12 protein-coding genes and 2 tRNA genes are annotated in these 17,298 nt (G+C 62.5%); 6 read left to right on the forward strand and 8 right to left on the reverse strand.

Features of this window, described 5'->3' with window-relative positions; translation table 11 throughout:
* Positions 1 to 97: 97 nt before the first annotated feature.
* Positions 98 to 2,269, forward strand: coding sequence for a prolyl oligopeptidase family serine peptidase (locus tag J2W40_RS10415; protein WP_409050362.1), 2,172 nt, complete (start codon positions 98 to 100; stop codon positions 2,267 to 2,269).
* A gap of 7 nt (positions 2,270 to 2,276) precedes the next feature.
* Here J2W40_RS10415 and J2W40_RS10420 read toward each other — a convergent pair whose 3' ends face one another.
* Together J2W40_RS10420 and J2W40_RS10425 are read right to left on the reverse strand one after the other, a co-directional pair.
* Entirely contained in the window at positions 2,277 to 6,485 is a 4,209-nt protein-coding gene (locus J2W40_RS10420) for a translocation/assembly module TamB domain-containing protein (protein ID WP_310224433.1), read from the reverse strand.
* Complete coding sequence (locus J2W40_RS10425; protein ID WP_310224435.1) at positions 6,485 to 8,608, reverse strand: autotransporter assembly complex protein TamA; 2,124 nt, start codon at positions 8,606 to 8,608, stop codon at positions 6,485 to 6,487. The genes J2W40_RS10420 and J2W40_RS10425 overlap by 1 nt, the downstream gene beginning before the upstream one ends.
* A 146-nt stretch (positions 8,609 to 8,754) precedes the next feature.
* On the opposite strand from J2W40_RS10425, the gene recJ reads away from it, so the two are divergent.
* Positions 8,755 to 10,521: a single-stranded-DNA-specific exonuclease RecJ gene (gene recJ / locus J2W40_RS10430; RefSeq protein ID WP_310224437.1), complete on the forward strand. Its 1,767-nt coding sequence runs from the start codon at positions 8,755 to 8,757 to the stop codon at positions 10,519 to 10,521.
* Between the two features lie 103 nt (positions 10,522 to 10,624).
* Positions 10,625 to 10,699: transfer RNA gene (locus tag J2W40_RS10435), tRNA-Glu, on the forward strand.
* 99 nt (positions 10,700 to 10,798) lie between these two features.
* On the opposite strand, the gene J2W40_RS10440 is transcribed toward J2W40_RS10435, so the two are convergent.
* From J2W40_RS10440 to J2W40_RS10450, 3 genes are read right to left on the reverse strand one after another with little or no spacing between them, the layout of a single operon-like run.
* The gene (locus tag J2W40_RS10440) at positions 10,799 to 11,200 is read right to left on the reverse strand and encodes a hypothetical protein (RefSeq protein WP_310224439.1); all 402 of its coding nucleotides are present in this window, start codon (positions 11,198 to 11,200) and stop codon (positions 10,799 to 10,801) included.
* Between the two features lie 55 nt (positions 11,201 to 11,255).
* Positions 11,256 to 11,978 carry a hydroxyacylglutathione hydrolase gene (gene gloB / locus J2W40_RS10445; RefSeq protein WP_310224466.1) on the reverse strand — a complete coding sequence of 241 codons (723 nt, stop codon included), beginning with the start codon at positions 11,976 to 11,978 and terminating at the stop codon, positions 11,256 to 11,258.
* A gap of 5 nt (positions 11,979 to 11,983) precedes the next feature.
* Positions 11,984 to 12,418: a VOC family protein gene (locus J2W40_RS10450; RefSeq protein ID WP_310224468.1), complete on the reverse strand. Its 435-nt coding sequence runs from the start codon at positions 12,416 to 12,418 to the stop codon at positions 11,984 to 11,986.
* A gap of 101 nt (positions 12,419 to 12,519) precedes the next feature.
* Here J2W40_RS10450 and J2W40_RS10455 point away from each other — a divergent pair, with 101 nt between their 5' ends.
* Complete coding sequence (locus J2W40_RS10455) at positions 12,520 to 13,227, forward strand: SIMPL domain-containing protein (RefSeq protein WP_310224441.1); 708 nt, start codon at positions 12,520 to 12,522, stop codon at positions 13,225 to 13,227.
* A gap of 10 nt (positions 13,228 to 13,237) precedes the next feature.
* Here the strand turns inward: J2W40_RS10455 and J2W40_RS10460 are convergent, their stop codons facing one another.
* The 3 genes from J2W40_RS10460 to J2W40_RS10470 form a co-directional block, all read right to left on the reverse strand.
* Positions 13,238 to 13,450, reverse strand: coding sequence for a hypothetical protein (locus J2W40_RS10460; protein WP_310224443.1), 213 nt, complete (start codon positions 13,448 to 13,450; stop codon positions 13,238 to 13,240).
* 91 nt (positions 13,451 to 13,541) lie between these two features.
* Positions 13,542 to 14,414: a tetratricopeptide repeat protein gene (locus tag J2W40_RS10465; RefSeq protein ID WP_310224445.1), complete on the reverse strand. Its 873-nt coding sequence runs from the start codon at positions 14,412 to 14,414 to the stop codon at positions 13,542 to 13,544.
* Positions 14,414 to 15,169, reverse strand: a complete 756-nt coding sequence (locus tag J2W40_RS10470) for an alpha/beta fold hydrolase (RefSeq protein WP_310224447.1) — start codon at positions 15,167 to 15,169, stop codon at positions 14,414 to 14,416. The genes J2W40_RS10465 and J2W40_RS10470 overlap by 1 nt, the downstream gene beginning before the upstream one ends.
* 130 nt (positions 15,170 to 15,299) lie before the next feature.
* Between J2W40_RS10470 and J2W40_RS10475 the strand changes: the two genes are divergently transcribed.
* Positions 15,300 to 15,386, forward strand: a tRNA-Leu gene (locus J2W40_RS10475).
* Positions 15,387 to 15,490: 104 nt separating this feature from the next.
* Positions 15,491 to 16,261: a DUF6538 domain-containing protein gene (locus tag J2W40_RS10480; protein WP_310224470.1), complete on the forward strand. Its 771-nt coding sequence runs from the start codon at positions 15,491 to 15,493 to the stop codon at positions 16,259 to 16,261.
* Positions 16,262 to 17,298: the final 1,037 nt, after the last annotated feature.

Raw genomic sequence — 17,298 nt, forward strand, 5'->3', positions numbered from 1 at the left:
ACCTGACAGTCGACGCTTTATGCTTTATCAACAGGCCGCGGCTCTCAAGGGAGCTGCGGCCTGTTGGCGTTGAAAAAGACTGTGAGAGGATGCGCGCGTGTTTCGCCTGACCCTGCTGCCGCTGCTGCTGCTGGCGGCGACACCTGCGCTGGCCGAACCAAATGCCGCCGTCATTGATGCGGGCGCGCAGGATACTGGCCTGCGCTACCCCGCCGCGCGACGGCTCGATTTGGTCGAGGATCATTTCGGCGTGAAGGTCGCCGACCCCTATCGCTGGCTCGAAAACGACCTGCGCGCCGATCCGGCCGTGCGCGATTGGGTGCGCGAAGAAAATGCCCTGACCCGCCGCTATATCGACGCACTGCCGGGCCGCAACGCGCTCAAGGCCAGGATGCAGGCGCTCTTCTCGCATGGTCGCTACTCCGTGCCCCGCAAAGCAGGAGGACGCTATTTCTACGGCTATAATAAGGGGTTACAGAACCATACCCCCTTATATGTCCGCGACGGGCTGGCGGGCGCTCAACGTCTGCTGCTCGATCCCAATATCTGGGCCGGGGATGGAACAAGCGCGCTTGCGGAATGGGCACCATCGCCCGATGGCCGTTACCTCGCTTATGCAATGCAGGAGGCGGGCAGCGACTGGCGGACCCTGCGCGTGCTGGAGGTCGATAGCGGGCGGACGCTGGACGAGACGATCGAATGGGTCAAATTTTCGCAGATCGCCTGGGATGCGGGTGGGCAGGGATTTTTCTACTCGCGCTATCCCGCCCCCGCAGAGGGCGAGACATTTCGCTCGGCCAATGAAGGGCAGCAGCTTTTCTATCATCGGGTCGGCACGGATCAGGCGCAGGACCAACTCATCTATGGCACACCCGACCGACCTAAGCTCAGCCATCAGGCGCAGGTGACGAGCGATGGGCGCTGGTTGGTCATCAACAGTTTTGAAGGCATCGACACCCGCCGCGAAGTCCATGTTGCGACGCTCGATGGCGGTCCGGTCACGCCGCGTTTGCTGGTAAGGGGGCCGACGCATGACTGGCGCCTGATCGGCAGCCGGGGAACAACGCTCTATTTCATCACCAACAAATCGGCCACGCGATCGCGGCTGGTAACGCTGGACGCCGCGCGGCCGCGCCGTGGGGCCAAGTTGGTGGTGGCGGAGCGGGCGGAGATGCTGGCGGGTGGTTCCCTGGTCGGCAATCGGTTGGTTTTGGCTTATGTCAGCGAGGCGGACATGGTTGCCGAACTGGTCGAGCTGGATGGGCGCAAGGTAGCCGATGTCCCGTTGCCGGGCATGGGCACCGCTGCGGGCTTTGGTGGGCGCGATGGCGACCCGGAGACATTTTTCAGCTTTTCAGGATTTGTGACGCCGCCCAGCATTTATCGGTTCGACACCGCGACCATGGAAAGCAGCGTATTTGCGCAGCCCGACCTGCCCTTCAATCCCGATGATTTCGGCATCGAACAACGACTCTACCCGTCCAAGGATGGTACGCCGATCCCGATCACCATCATCCGCAAAAAGGCATTGGCCGACCGAGCGATTGCTGCGCCGACCATACTATACGGTTATGGCGGCTTCAATATCAGCCTGACGCCCGGCTACTCGGCACCGCGCCTCGCCTGGCTCGAGCAGGGCGGGGTCTATGCGGTCGCCAATCTGCGCGGTGGCGGGGAGTTCGGCAAAGCGTGGCATGAGGCCGGGCGCGGCGCGAACAAGCAGAATGTGTTCGATGATTTCATCGCGGCGGGCGAGTGGCTCAAGAGCAATGGTTATACGCCCAAGGACGGCCTGGCGATCGAGGGACGTTCCAATGGCGGACTGCTGGTCGGTGCCGTGGTCAATCAGCGGCCCGACCTGTTTGCCGCTGCCCTGCCCGCCGTGGGGGTGATGGATATGCTGCGGTTCGACCGCTTCACCGCCGGGCGCTATTGGGTGGATGATTATGGCTCACCTGGTGAAGCCAAGGATTTTCCGCTGCTCTACGGCTATTCGCCCTATCACAATATATCCGACGGCCGGGATTATCCCGCCATATTGGTCACGACCGCCGATACCGATGACCGGGTCGTGCCCGCCCACAGCTTCAAATATGCGGCCGCGCTTCAGGCTGCTCAGGTCGGTGACCGGCCCCGGTTATTGCGGGTAGAGAATCGCGCTGGCCATGGGGCGGGAAAACCCATTGATAAGCTCATCGACGAATATGCCGACAGCTATAGCTTTCTTGCGCACTTCACGGGACTGACAATCCAGCAGAAGCCCCAATAGTGCGCCCTCAATAATCCTTGGAATAGCGCAGGTTGGCCGACGATCCGGCATTGGTGCCGGTGCGCGACAAAAGGCTGAGCGCTTTTGACAGCGCGATTTCGAGCTGCGTCGCGGTAAAGCCGCGCGAGTCGGTGATGATCTCCACATAGATATCATTGGAAATACGCTGCCCGACCGCGAGTGAAGTGCCGCGCCCGGTTCGTTCATCGCCACCGACGATGCCGATCCGGTCGATCCCGGTGGCACCTTGTAACTTGCCCATGGGGTTGAGGCCACCACCCCCACCGCGAAGGCCGTTCAAAGCCGCCGCCAACTGGATAGCCTGCGTCGCGGAGAGATTGGCGACATTATCGCCGAACAGGATGCGCGAGAGGATTTCGTCTTGCGGTAAGCTGGGCGTCGAAATGAAGGCGATGTCGGGCTGTTGCGCGCTGCCTGTGACCCGAAGGCCTGCCGTGATGGTATCGATCCTCGTTTGGGCCTGGATCGCCAGCGTCGGGTTCATCATCGGCCCGTTGAAGGTGATGACGCCCTGTTCCAACTCGAACTGCTTGCCGGAGAAGCTGTAGCGGCCCCTTAATACTTCCAGCTTGCCGACGACGCGCGGATTGGCGGTGGTGCCGGTGACACGCATGTCCGTCTTCCATTCGGAATCAAGCCCCATGCCGGTGACGTAAATTTCATTGTCGGCCCGTACCCGAATGTCGAGCTTCCAGTCGGTCGGTTGCGCTGTAACCTGCCGAGCGGCTATACGCTGGTCGAGTATGTCGGCGCTTTCGCCCTTGCGACGCACACCTTGGAGCTGACGGATTTCCGTACCGCCTTGCCAGGCGACCATATAGCGGGTTTCGGGCAGGTTCAGGTCACCCTTTATGAGGCCACCATTCGCGGCACTGTTGGTGATGGCAAGCGTTCCGCTCACGACGCTGGTGATCGCTTCGCTGCGCGCGAGGCGGGCGCGGTCGAGCTTGACCGCGATGTTCATCGGGAAACCGCTCTCGGCGGCCAACCCGACCGTGCCGGATGCCTGCACGGTACCGTCGCCAGCGCGCCCTGAAAAGTCGCGGATGTCGAGCCGATCGTTGGTGAAGCGGCCGTCGAGCTTCATCTGGGTGACGCGCGTGCCGAATGTCTCATTTTCATAGGTCAGCGCATTGGCGCGCGCGACACCGTTGATGCGCGGATTGCTCAGTCGTCCGCTAAAGTCCGCGGCAAGGGCGAGACCACCCCTCAACTGCTGGTCGGCGAGGCCTGCAAAAGAGAAGAGGACATCGGCAGGGCCGGAATAGCGGATGCCGCCGCCCAGTGGGGCCGATTGGAGTTGTTCGCTCCAGCTTGCGCCGGGACCAGGGGGAGCGAGGGTCGCGACGAAGCGGCCGAGCGTGCTATTGCCTTCGCGGATCAGGCCACGCAGGTCGCCGCCTGCCGACGACAGCTTGCCTTCCATGCTCATCGACACCGGATCGGATACGGCTGACAGGCTGGAGCGGCGGAAATCGGCTATGGCGAGGCGCGTGGTCGCGGTCGGGAAGGCGCTGCCCTCCTGCACATAATCCAGCATGCCGGTCATTCGCCCGCCAATGCCCAGTCCCGGCGCGGCCATGTTGGTGATGGCCAGGTCGAAATCCTTGAATCGCGCCTGCATCGCGGTCGTGTCGCCAAAACGCCCGGCCAGATCGACCTTGCCTTGTGGCAGCACGAGGCTCGCTGGTTCGAGGCGATAGCCGCCCGGTTCAGCGCGGATAATGGCTGGCTGGGCCAAGCGGAAGGCTATGTTGGCGGCCTTGCCCTGCACCGCCACGGCGTAGAGATCAGGGCGCAGCGCGGCGTTCGCGGCGATTGAGAAGGGGACTCCGCTGGACCCGTCCGCAACCAACTGGGCCTTGCCGCGCCCACCCTGATAATCGAGCTTCGCCCGCGCCTTGCGCACGATATAGTCGCCATAGGCGGCGTTGGCGATCTGGGCATCGGCGATGATGCGCGGTTGATCGGTCAGCACCATCGACGCCGTGACGATCGCGCGGCCGATCAGGATTTCCGCATCACCGGGCAATTTGGCGTTGCTGGCGGTCGCATTGACGTTCACGCCCTGCGCTTTGCCGACCGCGGCGAGGCGGATCGCGCCGGTGATGCCGGAGCCGTTCATCGCCAGCTGGCCGGTAAAGGGACCAGCGGCGCTTTGCTGGATGCGTCCGTTCATGTCCACACCGGCGAAACGCGCGCGCGTGACGTCGATGGTGAGTGGCCCTTGGGCGGTACGAATCAGCACATTGGCGAAGAAAGGCCCATAGGGCGACCCGCCCGTGGCTTCCAGGCGATAGCCCGCCGCTTCACCATTCAGTTTCGCAACGACGTCGGACAGTTGCACGCCGACATTGGGGCGCGATGCGCGCAGCACGGCTTGCGGCCGCTCCATCGTCCCGCGCACGGTCAGCGCGAGCGGGCCATATTGGCGCGAGGAGGCGGTCGCGTCGAAGGCTATCGCGCCATCCGTATCATAGCTGCCCGATCCCGATTGAATCGTGAAATTGGGGGCCGCACCCTTGAGGCCTGCCAGCGTGAATTTGCCCTCCGGCGTCATGCCGATGCGGCCGCTGGCCACGGCATTGCCGCCCAGGAAGTCGCGGACGGAGGCGTTCTCCCATCGCGCCGTGCGCACGCCGAAGCGGCCCGACAGGCCAAAGCCGCCCTTGGGGCCGGGGACCAGTTCGACATCGGTATTGAGATTGACGATGCCGACCCCGTCGACCTTATAGTCGTTGACCCTACCTTTAAGCGCGCCGCGATAGAGGGCGTTGTCGAGATCGGCGAGGATGATCGCGGTGGCGTCGATCCGGTCGCTGTCGATCTTCAGATTGTCGCTGATCAGCTTGCCGCCCGCATAGGCGAAGTCGCCCTTGACGCGCAGATTGTTCATCAGGCCGCCTGCCGCGGCATTCAGGCCGGTCACGCGGCTCGCCGTGGCGCTTACGGGAATGCGGATGCGGTCGGTGTCGATCACCGCGCGGCCACTGGCCTTCAGATTCTCGATGCCGGTCGCATCGAAGGCGATACTCTTTGCGGTAATGTCATAGTCGATGAACGGCGTCGCCATCGGCCCATCGAGGATGATCGAGCCGCGCACGTCGCGGCCTTTGACATTCTCCATGATCGCGCCGGGGGTGAGCAGCGCGGCATTGATCCGCAACGCGCTGAAACGGCTTGCGGCTAAGTCGATGACGCCTTGCGCATCGGCGGACAACGCAGGGGAGCGCAATGTCCCTTTCAGGTTGACGCGGCGTTCGTTGAGGCCCGCGAACAGATCGACATCCAGTTGGGGTGCCGTCAGGCGATCGACGGTGCCTGCCATGACCAGGCCGGGACGAACCGGGCCTTTGGCGGTGAAATTGCCATCGCGCGCGGCGATGGCGACGTTGGCCAGTTCGCCCTTGGGGCTGGTGGCGACGATGCGCCCGTCCCAGGCCTGCCATGTGCCTTTGCCATCCAGGGTTGCGGTCATGCCATCGGTTAGGCCCGACATGGCGGCGATGACGCCACCCTTAGGCGCAGTCACCGTGCCGCTCATGGCGAGACGGTTTTGCGACGGCACGGCATCCAGTTTGGCCTGTAAACGATCGCCGCTATCGACGATGGCATCGGCAGACAGGATCGCGCGGCCATCGGCGATGTGCGTGACGCCATCAATGGCGATCTCGCGCTTCTGGCCGATGACGGGCTGGGCGAGGATGAACTTGCCGATTTTCATCCGATCAACGTCAATGTCGAGGTCGGGCAGGATAGGAGCGTTGGGGTCAGTCGGGGTCTGGTTGAATTCCGGGCTGCGGGCCAGCACGACCAACGGTGATTCGAGCAGGCTGACCGAGATATGGTTGTTGATGTAGCGGAATGGCTTCCACACCACATGCACGCGCGGGCTGACCGCGAACACGCCTTTGGGATCGCGCAGGATCAGATCGTGGATGACCATGTCGCTATAGATCGACCCTTCGATCCGCCCGACCTCAATCTCCATCCCCGATTCCATCTGGAATGCGGCGATCTGCTGGATCAGGAATTTCTTGCCCGGCTGGGTGTTGAGGCCAAGCAGCAAAACGCCCGCCAGCACGACGATCGCGACGATGAAGCCGACGATGCCGATCGCGATCTTTTGCCACAAGGGGCGACCCTGACGCACAGTGTCGATCCGGTCGGGGGTAAGGGTGTCGTCCTGCGTCATCAGAAAGCCTGCCCGATCCCGATATAGACGGCGAATTTGGATTCGCCCGGTTGCCGGTTGATCGGCATGGCGATGTCGGCGCGGAACGGGCCGAAATTGGTATAGAAGCGACCACCCAGACCCACGCCATAGCGCATGTCGGAAAATTCGGGGATCTGGCTTTCATACACCTGCCCCGCATCGACAAAGGCGACTACGCCATAATTGCCGAAGCGATAGCGGCCCTCGACCGCAAATTCATTGACGGAGCGCCCCCCGATCGGATCGACATTCACGTCCTTTGGTCCCAATTCCTGGAACCCGAAGCCACGCACCGATCCGCCGCCGCCTGCATAGATACGGCGTGATGGCGCGACATCATCGCGGGCCACGCCGTTGATGGTGCCAAGGCGCGTGCGCGCGGCGATGACCAGGCTGTCCGACACCGGGAAATAACCGCTCAAGTCGAAGGTGCTGCGGACATAGGGTGAAAGATTGCCCTGCAACGAGGCTTCCGGCGACACGCGCAGATTGGCGCGAAAGCCACTGGTGGGGTTGAGCAGATCGTTCGAGCGATCATAGCCGACCTGCACCGGCACCGCCCCGATGAAATAGGTCAGGCGCCTATTCTCGCCGGTGGCGGCATCGACCGTGGTCTGTTCGTTCGACAGCAGGATTTCCGCGCCATAGCTATAGGTCCAGCGTTTCTGGAAGATCGGCGTCGACTGGCGCGCCCAGGTGATGTTGAGACCAGCGGTAAAGGCTTCGTAGGCATCATATTTCTGATGGTTGAGCAGCGCCCCTGCCTGGAACGTGCGGTCGCGCTTGCCTGCATTTGACCGGCGGAACGTGCCCGACACGCCCTGTTCCTGCGTCCCCGCGACGACGCTGCCGATCAGCGCGCCTTCGGGTCGGAAAAGGTTGCGGTGAGTCCAGGTTGCTTCCGCGCGGAATCCCTGGCCGGTGCCATAGCCGCCCTCGCCCGCCAGCGTGCGCGGTGGTCCCGCCTCTTGTTCGACATGCAGATCGACATATTCGGTCCCATCGGGTCCGGCTTCATTGGTTCGCACCGGATCGACGCCTACACTGGCGAAAAGGCCCGTCGCGACCAGGGCCTTGCGCAGATCGTCCACCTGACGGCTGTCATAGAGTTGGCCGGGTTTGTAGCGACGGATGACTTCCATATGGTCTGCACCGAACGCCTGTTTATCGCCGCTGGTGGTAATATTGCGGAATGTGCCGCGCGGGCCGGTTTCGACCGGCAGCGTATAATCGCCCGTCGCGGTCGCCGGATCGAGCAGGATGTCGCGCTCTCCCACCTTGGCAAAGGCATAACCATTTTCGGGCAATCGCAGCGCGACATTGGCTTCTGCGCCCTCGACCTTGGTGGCGATGATATAGTCGCCGGTCTGGAGCGGCAGGCTTTCACGCACCAATCCCGGCGGCACGGTAGGTCCGGTGGTGACGACGATCTCCCCCAATTTGTAACGCTTGCCCGGCGTCACCGAAATGATGGCTTTCAGCGTCCCATCATCGCTCTGATCCAGGCTCGCGAGTGCCGTCGCATCATAATAGCCTTCGGAATAGAGTAGCCGCACGGCAAGCTTTTCGTCTTCCTGCGCGCGTGCCTGGACCATGGCAGCGGTTTCCGCCCGGCCTTTGCCGTCGATCAGGGTCGACGCATCCTTGAAAGCATCATCGAGGCCGCTATTGCCGAACCCTTCAATGCTGGTGGTGTAGCGGATGTCGGGCTGCTTCGCATCGGGATCATCGTCTGACGCGGCATTGGCAGGCACCGTGACGCTATCAAGGGCCGGCAAGGGCTGAGCAAGTTCCACCTCCGGCATCGGCTCTGTCGCCGGGGGAAGCTGGGTCGGCGCATCCGCCTGTAGCGGCATTTGCTGATCGACCCAGCTTTCAATCGAGGGCAGCGGTGCGGCGGGATCGGCATTTTCAACCTGAGGCAGTCGGGCCTCGAACTGATCATCAGGCAGTATCGGTTCTTCGTTGACGCTGGCATCATAAGGCAGCGCCGTCACAGACGCATCGTCATTGATGGTCTGCGCTATCGAGGGCAATGGCGAAGCGGTGACGAGAATGAGGCCCAACATGCGCCGGACATGATGTGCCTGCCGTCTGATCATGAATTATGATGCCCCTTCATCGCCAGCGCCATATTTTGCCGCCGAACTTGTAATACGCTCAACGGGTTGCGCCGGTTCCGACCAGGCGACGATTAGCCGCGACGGGGGCGCTTCCCACCGGCCCAAGGCCCGTCTAGAGCAAGCGCATGACATTTGCGCTCAATATTTCGCGATCCCTGATGGGCCAGCCCTGGCGTTGGCGAGGGGAGGGCGCGGACGCGCGCGACCCTGGCTATCTGCCCGACGATCTGGTGACGCAATTGCTGATGGCGCGCGGCTGCCCGCGCGAGGCGTTGGAGGCGCATCGCAACCCGACGATCCGCGCCTTCATGCCCGATCCCAGCTTGTTTCGTGACATGGACGCGGCGGCCGAGCGGCTGGCCGATGCGGTGCAGCGTGGCGAAGATGTGCGGATATTCGGCGATTATGATGTGGATGGCGCGACCAGCGCGGCGCTGCTGATCCGGCTGCTGCGCGATCTGGGGCTGGAGGCCAAACCCTATATCCCCGATCGCCTGATGGAGGGCTATGGCCCATCGGGTGAGGCGCTGGTGCGCCTGGCGGGCGAGGGGGCGACCCTGATCGTCACCGTCGATTGCGGTGCGCAGGCGTTTGAGGCGCTGGCGATGGCGAAGGCCACCGGGGTCGATGTCGTGGTGGTCGATCACCACAAATGCAGCGCCGCGCTGCCCGAAGCCCTGGCGCTGGTAAACCCCAACCGGCTCGACGAGGGGGAGGAAGCGGCAACGCACGGCCATCTCGCCGCCGTCGGTGTCGCTTTCTTGCTGGGTGCGGCGCTGGTGCGCCTGCTGCGCGGGCGTGGCTGGTTCGCGACGCGGGCGGAACCCGCGCTGATGGAATTGCTCGATATCGTCGCGCTCGGCACGGTGGCGGACGTGGCGCAACTGCGCGGCCTCAACCGCGCGTTCGTGGCGCAGGGGCTCAAGGTGATGGCCAAGCGGCGCAATATCGGCCTAGCCGCGCTGATCGACGCCAGCCGCCTGACCCGCGCGCCGCTGTGCCATGATCTGGGCTTTGCGCTGGGGCCGCGCATTAATGCGGGCGGGCGCGTGGGGCAGGCGGATCTCGGCGTGCGGCTGCTCACGACGCTGGACCCGGCGGAGGCGGCGCGGATCGCGGGGCAACTCGACCATTATAATGAGGAACGCCGCGCGATCGAATCGACGGTGCAGGAACAGGCCGAAGCGCTGCTCGACGCGCAGGGTAATCGCGCTGTCGCGGTGATTGCCGGGCTGGGCTGGCATCCGGGCGTTATCGGCATCGTTGCGGGACGGATCAAGGAAAAGGCCGGGCGACCCGCCATCGTCATCGCGCTGGACGAGGATGGTGTGGGCAAGGGGTCGGGCCGGTCGATCTCTGGCGTGGACCTGGGCGCGGCGGTGATGGCGGCCAAGGATAGCGGCCTTTTGGTCGCGGGCGGCGGCCATGCCATGGCCGCGGGGCTGACCGTCGCCGCGGACAAGGTCGACGCGCTCGCCGATTTCCTCGACGATCGGCTCGCGAGCGCGGTGGCGCGGGCGCGCGATGACCGGGCGCTGCTGATCGACGCGGTGTTGGCCCCGGCCGGGGTGAACCCGGAATTTGTCGCTGCGATCGAGCAGGGCGGCCCTTATGGCGCAGGTTGGCCCGCACCCCGCATCGCGGCTGGCCCCATGCGCGTGGTCAAGGCCGACGTGGTCGGCAACGGCCATCTGCGCGCCATCATGGCGGGCGCGGACGGCCGGTCGATCAAGACCATCGCCTTTCGCCAGGCCGAAAGCGATATGGGCCAGGCGATCTTAGGCGCGTCCTACGACCGGCGGCTGTGGGTCGCGGGACGGGCGAAGATCGACGACTGGGGCAGCCGCCCCGCCGCCGAACTCCATCTGGACGACGCCGCCTGGGCCGACTGATCAGCTTGGGCTTTTTTGCCCGCAAAAGGGGTTGACCGCTGCGCCGTCTCCTCCTAATGCCCGCTTCGCTTTGCAGCGCCGCCCAACGGGCAGTGCCGCCAGTGGCCCCTTCGTCTAGCGGTTAGGACGCGGCCCTTTCACGGCTGAAACACGGGTTCGATTCCCGTAGGGGTCACCAATAAAGCGGTTAGCCGCGGTGGCTTTTCTCAAAAATATTGATTTCCGGCATTTGGCAAAGCGCCAAGTCTTTTCTCGCACTATAAAGTAAGATGTGAAATCACTTATCTGGTGTGCGATAAGGGGTGAAATCACCCAGTGCGCAGGCACCGCTGGCCATGCCGGTCAAAAGATTGGCTGTCATGGTCATGTCACCCCGGCAAAGTTGAGAACCGAAACTGCGCACGATCATGGTGTCGCCATAGGTCAAACCGTTGCAACTGCCGATCAATTCTGTCTTGTAGATTAGCCGCTTATTCACGCGATATAGCAGAACATTATTACTGATAACGGTCAAATTGGTGTGCCGTTCGCGGTTGATGCAGGCTATCTTTTCACCGGCGACCTTGCCCTCCAAGGCCTTTTCCAGCTTCGCTGCCTGTTTTTCGGTCAACGGCGTGGGCGTGTAGCTGCCCGTGCAAGCTGTCAACAGGAGCGGAGTTATCCCTATCCATGCACGCATCGCAACTCTCCTTGTCGATATCTATTGTAAGGACGGCACGACCGCGTCCAGACCGTCAAGCGGCGTCCTTGGCCGCCCGACGTTCGGCCAGTTGCGCGACATCGCGCGCGCGCATGAAGATGTTGGTGTCGCGTTCCAGGCCAATGGTTGTCGGCACCGTCGCTTCTCCCCGCGCGCGCAGCATCTCGACCTCCGCGACGCGCCGTATCAGCGCTGCATTGTCCGGCTCCACCGTCAGCGCAAACCGGCCATTGGAGAGCGTATATTCATGCGCGCAATAGACGGCAGTGACCTCCGGTAGCGTCGCAAGGCGTTGCATATTGGCGAACATCTGCGCTGCTGTTCCTTCGAACAATCGCCCACAGCCCATGGCGAACAACGTATCGCCCACGAACGCCATCTGCGCGTCGGCCAGATGATAGGCGATATGCCCCGCCGTATGCGCGGGAACCGCCATCACGGTCGCGACATGATCGCCGATCCGCACTGTATCGCCTTCACCGATCAGACGGTCGAGCGTCGCGATCTTGTCCGCCTCGGCTGCGGGGCCGGTGATGATGCAGCCAGTCGCCGCCTTGATCGCCGCATTGCCGCCGACATGGTCGCCATGCCAATGGGTGTTCCAGATCTGACCGATGCTCCACCCTCGTGCGGCAGCGGCTTTGAGCACCGGCTCTGCGACGGCCGGGTCGATCGCGACCGTCTCGCCACTCTGCGGATCATGCAGCAGCCAGACATAATTGTCGGAGAGCACGGGAATGCGGACCACCTCCAGCATCGGACTCACCATTGTCCGACATTGGGCATGGATGCCCACGGTTCGGCCGGGTCGAGCCGTCCATCCTGCAGCAATTCGACCGAAATGCCATCAGGCGTGCGGACGAAGGCCATATGCCCGTCACGCGGGGGGCGGTTGATGGTCACGCCCGCATCCAACAAGCGCTGGCACGTCTCATAGATATTCTCGACCCGATAGGCGATATGGCCAAAATTGCGCCCGCCCGCATAGATTTCGGCCGGGCTGCCATCTTCCGGGGGCCAATTATAGGTCAGTTCGACCTGCGCATCCTCATCTCCCGGTGCGGCGAGATAGACGAGCGTGAAGCGCCCCTGTTCGCTGTCGAACCGCTTGACCTCTTTCAATCCTAGCAGGTCGAAAAAGGCGATGGTCTTTTCGACGTCACTGACGCGGATCATGCTATGCAGGAACTTGGGCAAGTCTTTCTCCATTCGTCGCTATAAAGCAACGGTTCATCTGGGGGAGGGCAAGGATGCTCTCAAGATAAGGTCGCGCATCAACGCAGGGAAGAGGCAAGCATATGACATGGGACATGCGTGACAAGATAATGTTGGGCAGCGCCGCGCTGCTGGCGTTGGGGGTCGTTAGCGGCGGCTATTTGTTAGGCGACGGGTTGAAGCGCGCCAAGGCGGCCGATCGATCGGTCACTGTGCGCGGCCTTGCGGAAAAGGATGTGACGGCGGACTTGGCCACCTGGTCGATCAGCTATTCGGCGACCGGCTTCGACATGCCGACCGTCCGCGCGGAAATCGACAATAATACCAAGGAATTGCAGGCCTATTTCACTGGTCTCGGTTTCAAGCCTGCCGAACTGACCCCGACCGGCGCCGGAGTGAACCAATATCTCAACAATGGCGTCAACAATATCACCGTTACGCAGCGGATGTTGTTGCGCACGACCGACATCGCCCGCGCCCAGCGCGCCGTCGCGCAGCAGTTCGATCTCGTCCGGCGTGGCGTCACGCTGCAGGAAGGGTCTGGCATGCGCTACAGCTTCACCAAGCTGAACGACGTCAAGCCGCAAATGGTGGCTGCCGCCACAAAGGATGCCCGTGCCGCCGCCGAACAATTCGCCAAGGATGCCGGGTCGGGCGTTGGCGGCATAAAGAGCGCCACGCAGGGCTATTTTTCGATCGACGCGCGCGATGGCGAAGGTGGCGACGGGTCGAGCGACACGCCCTATAAGAAAGTGCGCGTCGTCACGACCGTCGATTTTTATCTGAAGTAGTAAGAAGGAATTAGTCGCGGCGCTCGTCACCGATCACGGCGCCCGCCGCGCCGCCGATCACGGCACCTTCCGTCGTGCCGAGCCCGGTTGCGCTACCTACTATCGCGCCGCCGGTCCCGCCGATCAGGCCACCGCGCGTAGCACCGCGCGAACAGGCCGTCGTCGCCATCGCGCCAGCCAGCAACAGGCTTATCATCGCGACATTCTTCACCTTGGGGGTCATCGTCTCATCTCCGTTTCACAGGTCCCGCTACGCCAAGGCGAACGGACCGAACCGGAAAGCGGTTCCGTAACAAAGTCTTGCTGACCGGCCCCTAACCCGCAGGTGTTGCTGGCGGCAGGCGGGACAGATTGTCCGCCGCAGCCTTGCCGGCCGCAGCTTCGGGGGCCAGCCGCGCCGCGCGCTGCCACGCAGACCGGGCGATATCCTCATGATCGGTGAGGATCGCGATATTGCCTTCTTCCAATGCGACGGACGCATCGTCGGGCGATAGCTGAACCGCGCGAGCGATATGCGCCTTGGCCAGGCTCATTTCGCCGGATCGTCGCGCGAGCGTTGCCGATAGCAGCCAGCCCAGCGGATCCCTGGGCGCTTGCGCCAGCGCTATGTCGATCGAATCGCGCGCAGCCTCCGTCTCGCCCAGCGCGACCAAGGCCCGCGCCCGATCGAGATGCACCTCGCCCTTTTCCAGCCCGTCGGGCAGCCCGCGTGCCAGTGCCGCGTCGAAATCGCCCCGTGCCTTGGCGGCATCGCCGCTGGCAAGCGCGGCATTGCCTGCCTGCGCCCACAGCCGCGCGCTCTGCGCCATCTCGCCGCTGCGCTCGGCCTCTTCGGCAGCCTGCTGAAAGGCGATAATCGCAGGCGACCAGCGTTCGGCGCGCGCAAAGGCAAAGCCCATGCAGTGACGCGCATAGAAGCTCCCGCCGTCGATCCGCCACTTTTCGGCAAAGGCGACCCCGGCCGAGGGATCTTCAAGCGCTTGGTCGAGACAGGCCTGGAAAGGCACCGCAAATTTCGCAGGCACGGGAATCTGGCCGTCGTCCCGTGCGGGCCTGTTCGCCGCAGGAGCAGCGGCTGCGCCGGCGGCAGCCGCCTCCTGTTTCTCCCGGCGGCTACGGTTCATTACCGCTTCGATCTCAGGATCATAAGCCTGGGCCAGAAGCATCAGGGGCAGAAAAAACGGCATCAATGGCTGTCCAACAGGCTGGCGACGGTGCGGATCAGCAAAGCGATGTCGCCGTCGCGGGAAAGGCGATGGTCGCCATCCTTAATCAGAAGCGTCTGCACATCGGATGAACGCAGCTGTGCGGCCGTTTGCACCGCGATGGCCCAGGGCACGTCGGCATCGGCCTGCCCATGCAGCAGCCGCACAGGGCGATCAATCGCGATCTCGCCCTCCAGCATCCGCAACGCCTGACCCGACTGCCAGAAGGCCAGCGTCGTGACATAAGGATCGTCGCTATAGGCAGACGGCTCCTCGATCCGCCCTTCGGTCGCCAGTAACGCCTTGTCAGCGTCGGTAAAGCCCCATTCCGTAAAATCGGGTGCGGCTGCAATGCCGACAATTCCAACAACCCGGTCGGGCCGGGCGAGGGCGACCAGCAGCGCAAGCCATCCGCCCATTGATGATCCCACGAGCAGCACTGGCCCCTCGATCAACGCATCCACCACCAGCAGCACATCGTCCCGCCAACTGGCCAATGTTCCATCGGCGAAGCGCCCCTCGCTCGATCCGTTGCCCGAATAGTCTATCCGTATCATGGCGCGCCCCTGCCTCGCTGCCCATTGGTCGAGCGCGACGGCCTTGCTGCCCTCCATGTCGGACATATAGCCGGGAAGGAAGAGGATCGTCGGCCCTTCGCCAGGGCGCGGACGGCAGGCCAGGCGCAGGCCGTCCGGGCGAGCGAGAAGGGTGATTGGCGGGGAATCAGGCATCATCATAGGACCGTCATCCCCTTCGGCCGCGCGACCGTCCACCCCTAGGACCGCATTTTGCGAAGGCGAACGAAATAATCCGCAACATGCGTTGACAGCCCCAAAGGCAGCGGCTAGTTGCGCGCTCCTACCCCGTGCCCAGATGGCGGAATTGGTAGACGCACCAGCTTCAGGTGCTGGCGATCGCAAGGTCGTGGAGGTTCGAGTCCTCTTCTGGGCACCATTTGTTCTCTAAGCATTGAAAATGCACGGGGATCGTCAACAAGACGGTCCCCAGAGAGCCTCTGCTACACAAAACTGTTACACAAAGGCCTATCCGGACTGATTATCCGGCAGGGTAGATATTATCTGCGACGCAGGGTTCCTCGTGATCTTCGAGAGGCGATAGGACGGGCGGAGATATGGCGATCGTTGAACACGGACAGCCTTCAGATCGCACGCCGACGATTGCCAGCAGCGGCCGCCCGACTAGAACTGATGTTCGAGGATACCCGGTCGAAAGAAGGGAAGGATGTCGGCCTGACGCTCCTCAAACCGCTCGATGACGATCTTCACAATCCCGGTCCGCCCACCATCACTGCCCCAAAGAGCGAAGAGGCTCCCTGTCCCGGCGTGACGCTTGGAGAGGCTTATGAACGATATCTCTCCGATCCGACGCATCATTGGCCGGCGCGAACGCGAAAAACCTACGACACGGTCCGCAAACTCACGGTTTCCGTGATTGGGGCGGAAACCAAAATCCGAAGCCTCTCTCGCAGTCACATGCGTCATCTGATGGAGGTTTTGCGCTACCTGCCTCGGAACGCGACGAAGCTCTTCCCCGATCTCTCGCCCGAACAGGCGTCAGCCCGGCTGAAGGAGACCGGGAAGGGCGAGCCCATCAGTGTCGTGAACGCCAATGTCTATCTCAGCAGCCTGTCGAGCTTTCTCAACTGGGCGGTCGATGAAGAACTGGCCGAGCGGAACCCTGTGAGAGGCCTCCGCTTCGCCGACAGCACGGCCAAGAAGGACAAGCGCAATCCATTCTCGCCAGATCAGTTGCGTCTCATCTTCCATGCTCCTCTCTATAAGGGATGCAAAGATGGCGACCGGGGCTAGGCGACGCCCGGTCATGAGCGCCCTCAAAATGCGCGCTATTGGGTTCCGCTGATCGCCTTGCACAGCGGGATGCGATTGAACGAGATATGCCAGTTGGACACGACGGATGTGCGGATGATCGATGGTGTGCCCTGTATAGTGATCACGACAGAGTCACTGGTAGGCACCATGGATAAGCAGCTGAAGACGGATGCGAGTGAACGGCTGATCCCTATCCATCAGCGCCTTCTTGATCTCGGCCTGATGACATACGTCGCACAGAAACGGCGAGCGGGGGAGGAGGAGCTCTTTGCTGAGTCGGTCCCGGCACCAAGGGCGTCAGGGCCGTCGCGTTCAGCAAATAGTGCACCCAGTTTCTCGGCAACACCGGCGCGCGGCGCGAGAAGACCTGCTTTCATTCGCTGAGGCACTGTTTCCGGGATGAACTGAGGCATGCCCGAATCGAGCACGACATTGCTATGGCCCTTGGTGGATGGACGACGGGCTCTTCCGCACAAAGGAAAGTTTCAGAGAATTATGGGCGGGGTTATCGGGTCGAGGTGCTGGCGGAAGCTGTGAACAGACTCACTTTCGCCGATGTTGACCTCTCTCATCTCGGACATTGATCGTGAAAATCCAGCCACGACCCCGCTTCCGGGCGAAGCCACAGGTTATCAGCAGTTCCTGTTATGTTCTCTTTGCTCTACAGAGGAGCACATCATGAGGACGTCTATGCATCAGGTATCCGGGTATCGCACGAGAAGGTTCAACCATGTCGGGTGAAATGATTCTCTACAACACCGAGGATGGCGTAACGGTCGTCCAACTGAGGGAGCGGGACGGATCGGTATGGCTCAGTCAGGCCCAGATTGCTGAGCTTTTCGAAGCGACGAAGCAGAATGTCAGCCTTCACATCCGGAATATCCTCGAAGTTGGGGAACTAGGCCGTGTTGACAAAAGGGATTCCCAAACGGGCCTCGTTCTGATTCAAGAGTGCTTTTTGGGGAGCAGTCATGGGTCGCGGGGACTTGTCGGACGCGGAGTGTGAGATGATTGGA

It is taken from the genome of Sphingobium xenophagum, assembly GCF_031457465.1.
Classification (GTDB): Bacteria; Pseudomonadota; Alphaproteobacteria; order Sphingomonadales; family Sphingomonadaceae; genus Sphingobium; species Sphingobium xenophagum_A.

What these genes read in the sequence shown, in the direction of transcription:
- J2W40_RS10420 (WP_310224433.1), bottom strand. Translation starts at nt 6,485, where the DNA reads ATGACGCAGGACGACACCCTTACCCCCGACCGGATCGACACTGTGCGT.
- J2W40_RS10425 (WP_310224435.1), bottom strand. Translation starts at nt 8,608, where the DNA reads ATGATCAGACGGCAGGCACATCATGTCCGGCGCATGTTGGGCCTCATT.
- recJ (WP_310224437.1), top strand. Translation starts at nt 8,755, where the DNA reads ATGACATTTGCGCTCAATATTTCGCGATCCCTGATGGGCCAGCCCTGG.
- J2W40_RS10440 (WP_310224439.1), bottom strand. Translation starts at nt 11,200, where the DNA reads ATGCGTGCATGGATAGGGATAACTCCGCTCCTGTTGACAGCTTGCACG.
- gloB (WP_310224466.1), bottom strand. Translation starts at nt 11,978, where the DNA reads ATGCTGGAGGTGGTCCGCATTCCCGTGCTCTCCGACAATTATGTCTGG.
- J2W40_RS10455 (WP_310224441.1), top strand. Translation starts at nt 12,520, where the DNA reads ATGACATGGGACATGCGTGACAAGATAATGTTGGGCAGCGCCGCGCTG.
- J2W40_RS10460 (WP_310224443.1), bottom strand. Translation starts at nt 13,450, where the DNA reads ATGACCCCCAAGGTGAAGAATGTCGCGATGATAAGCCTGTTGCTGGCT.
- J2W40_RS10465 (WP_310224445.1), bottom strand. Translation starts at nt 14,414, where the DNA reads ATGCCGTTTTTTCTGCCCCTGATGCTTCTGGCCCAGGCTTATGATCCT.
- J2W40_RS10470 (WP_310224447.1), bottom strand. Translation starts at nt 15,169, where the DNA reads ATGATGATGCCTGATTCCCCGCCAATCACCCTTCTCGCTCGCCCGGAC.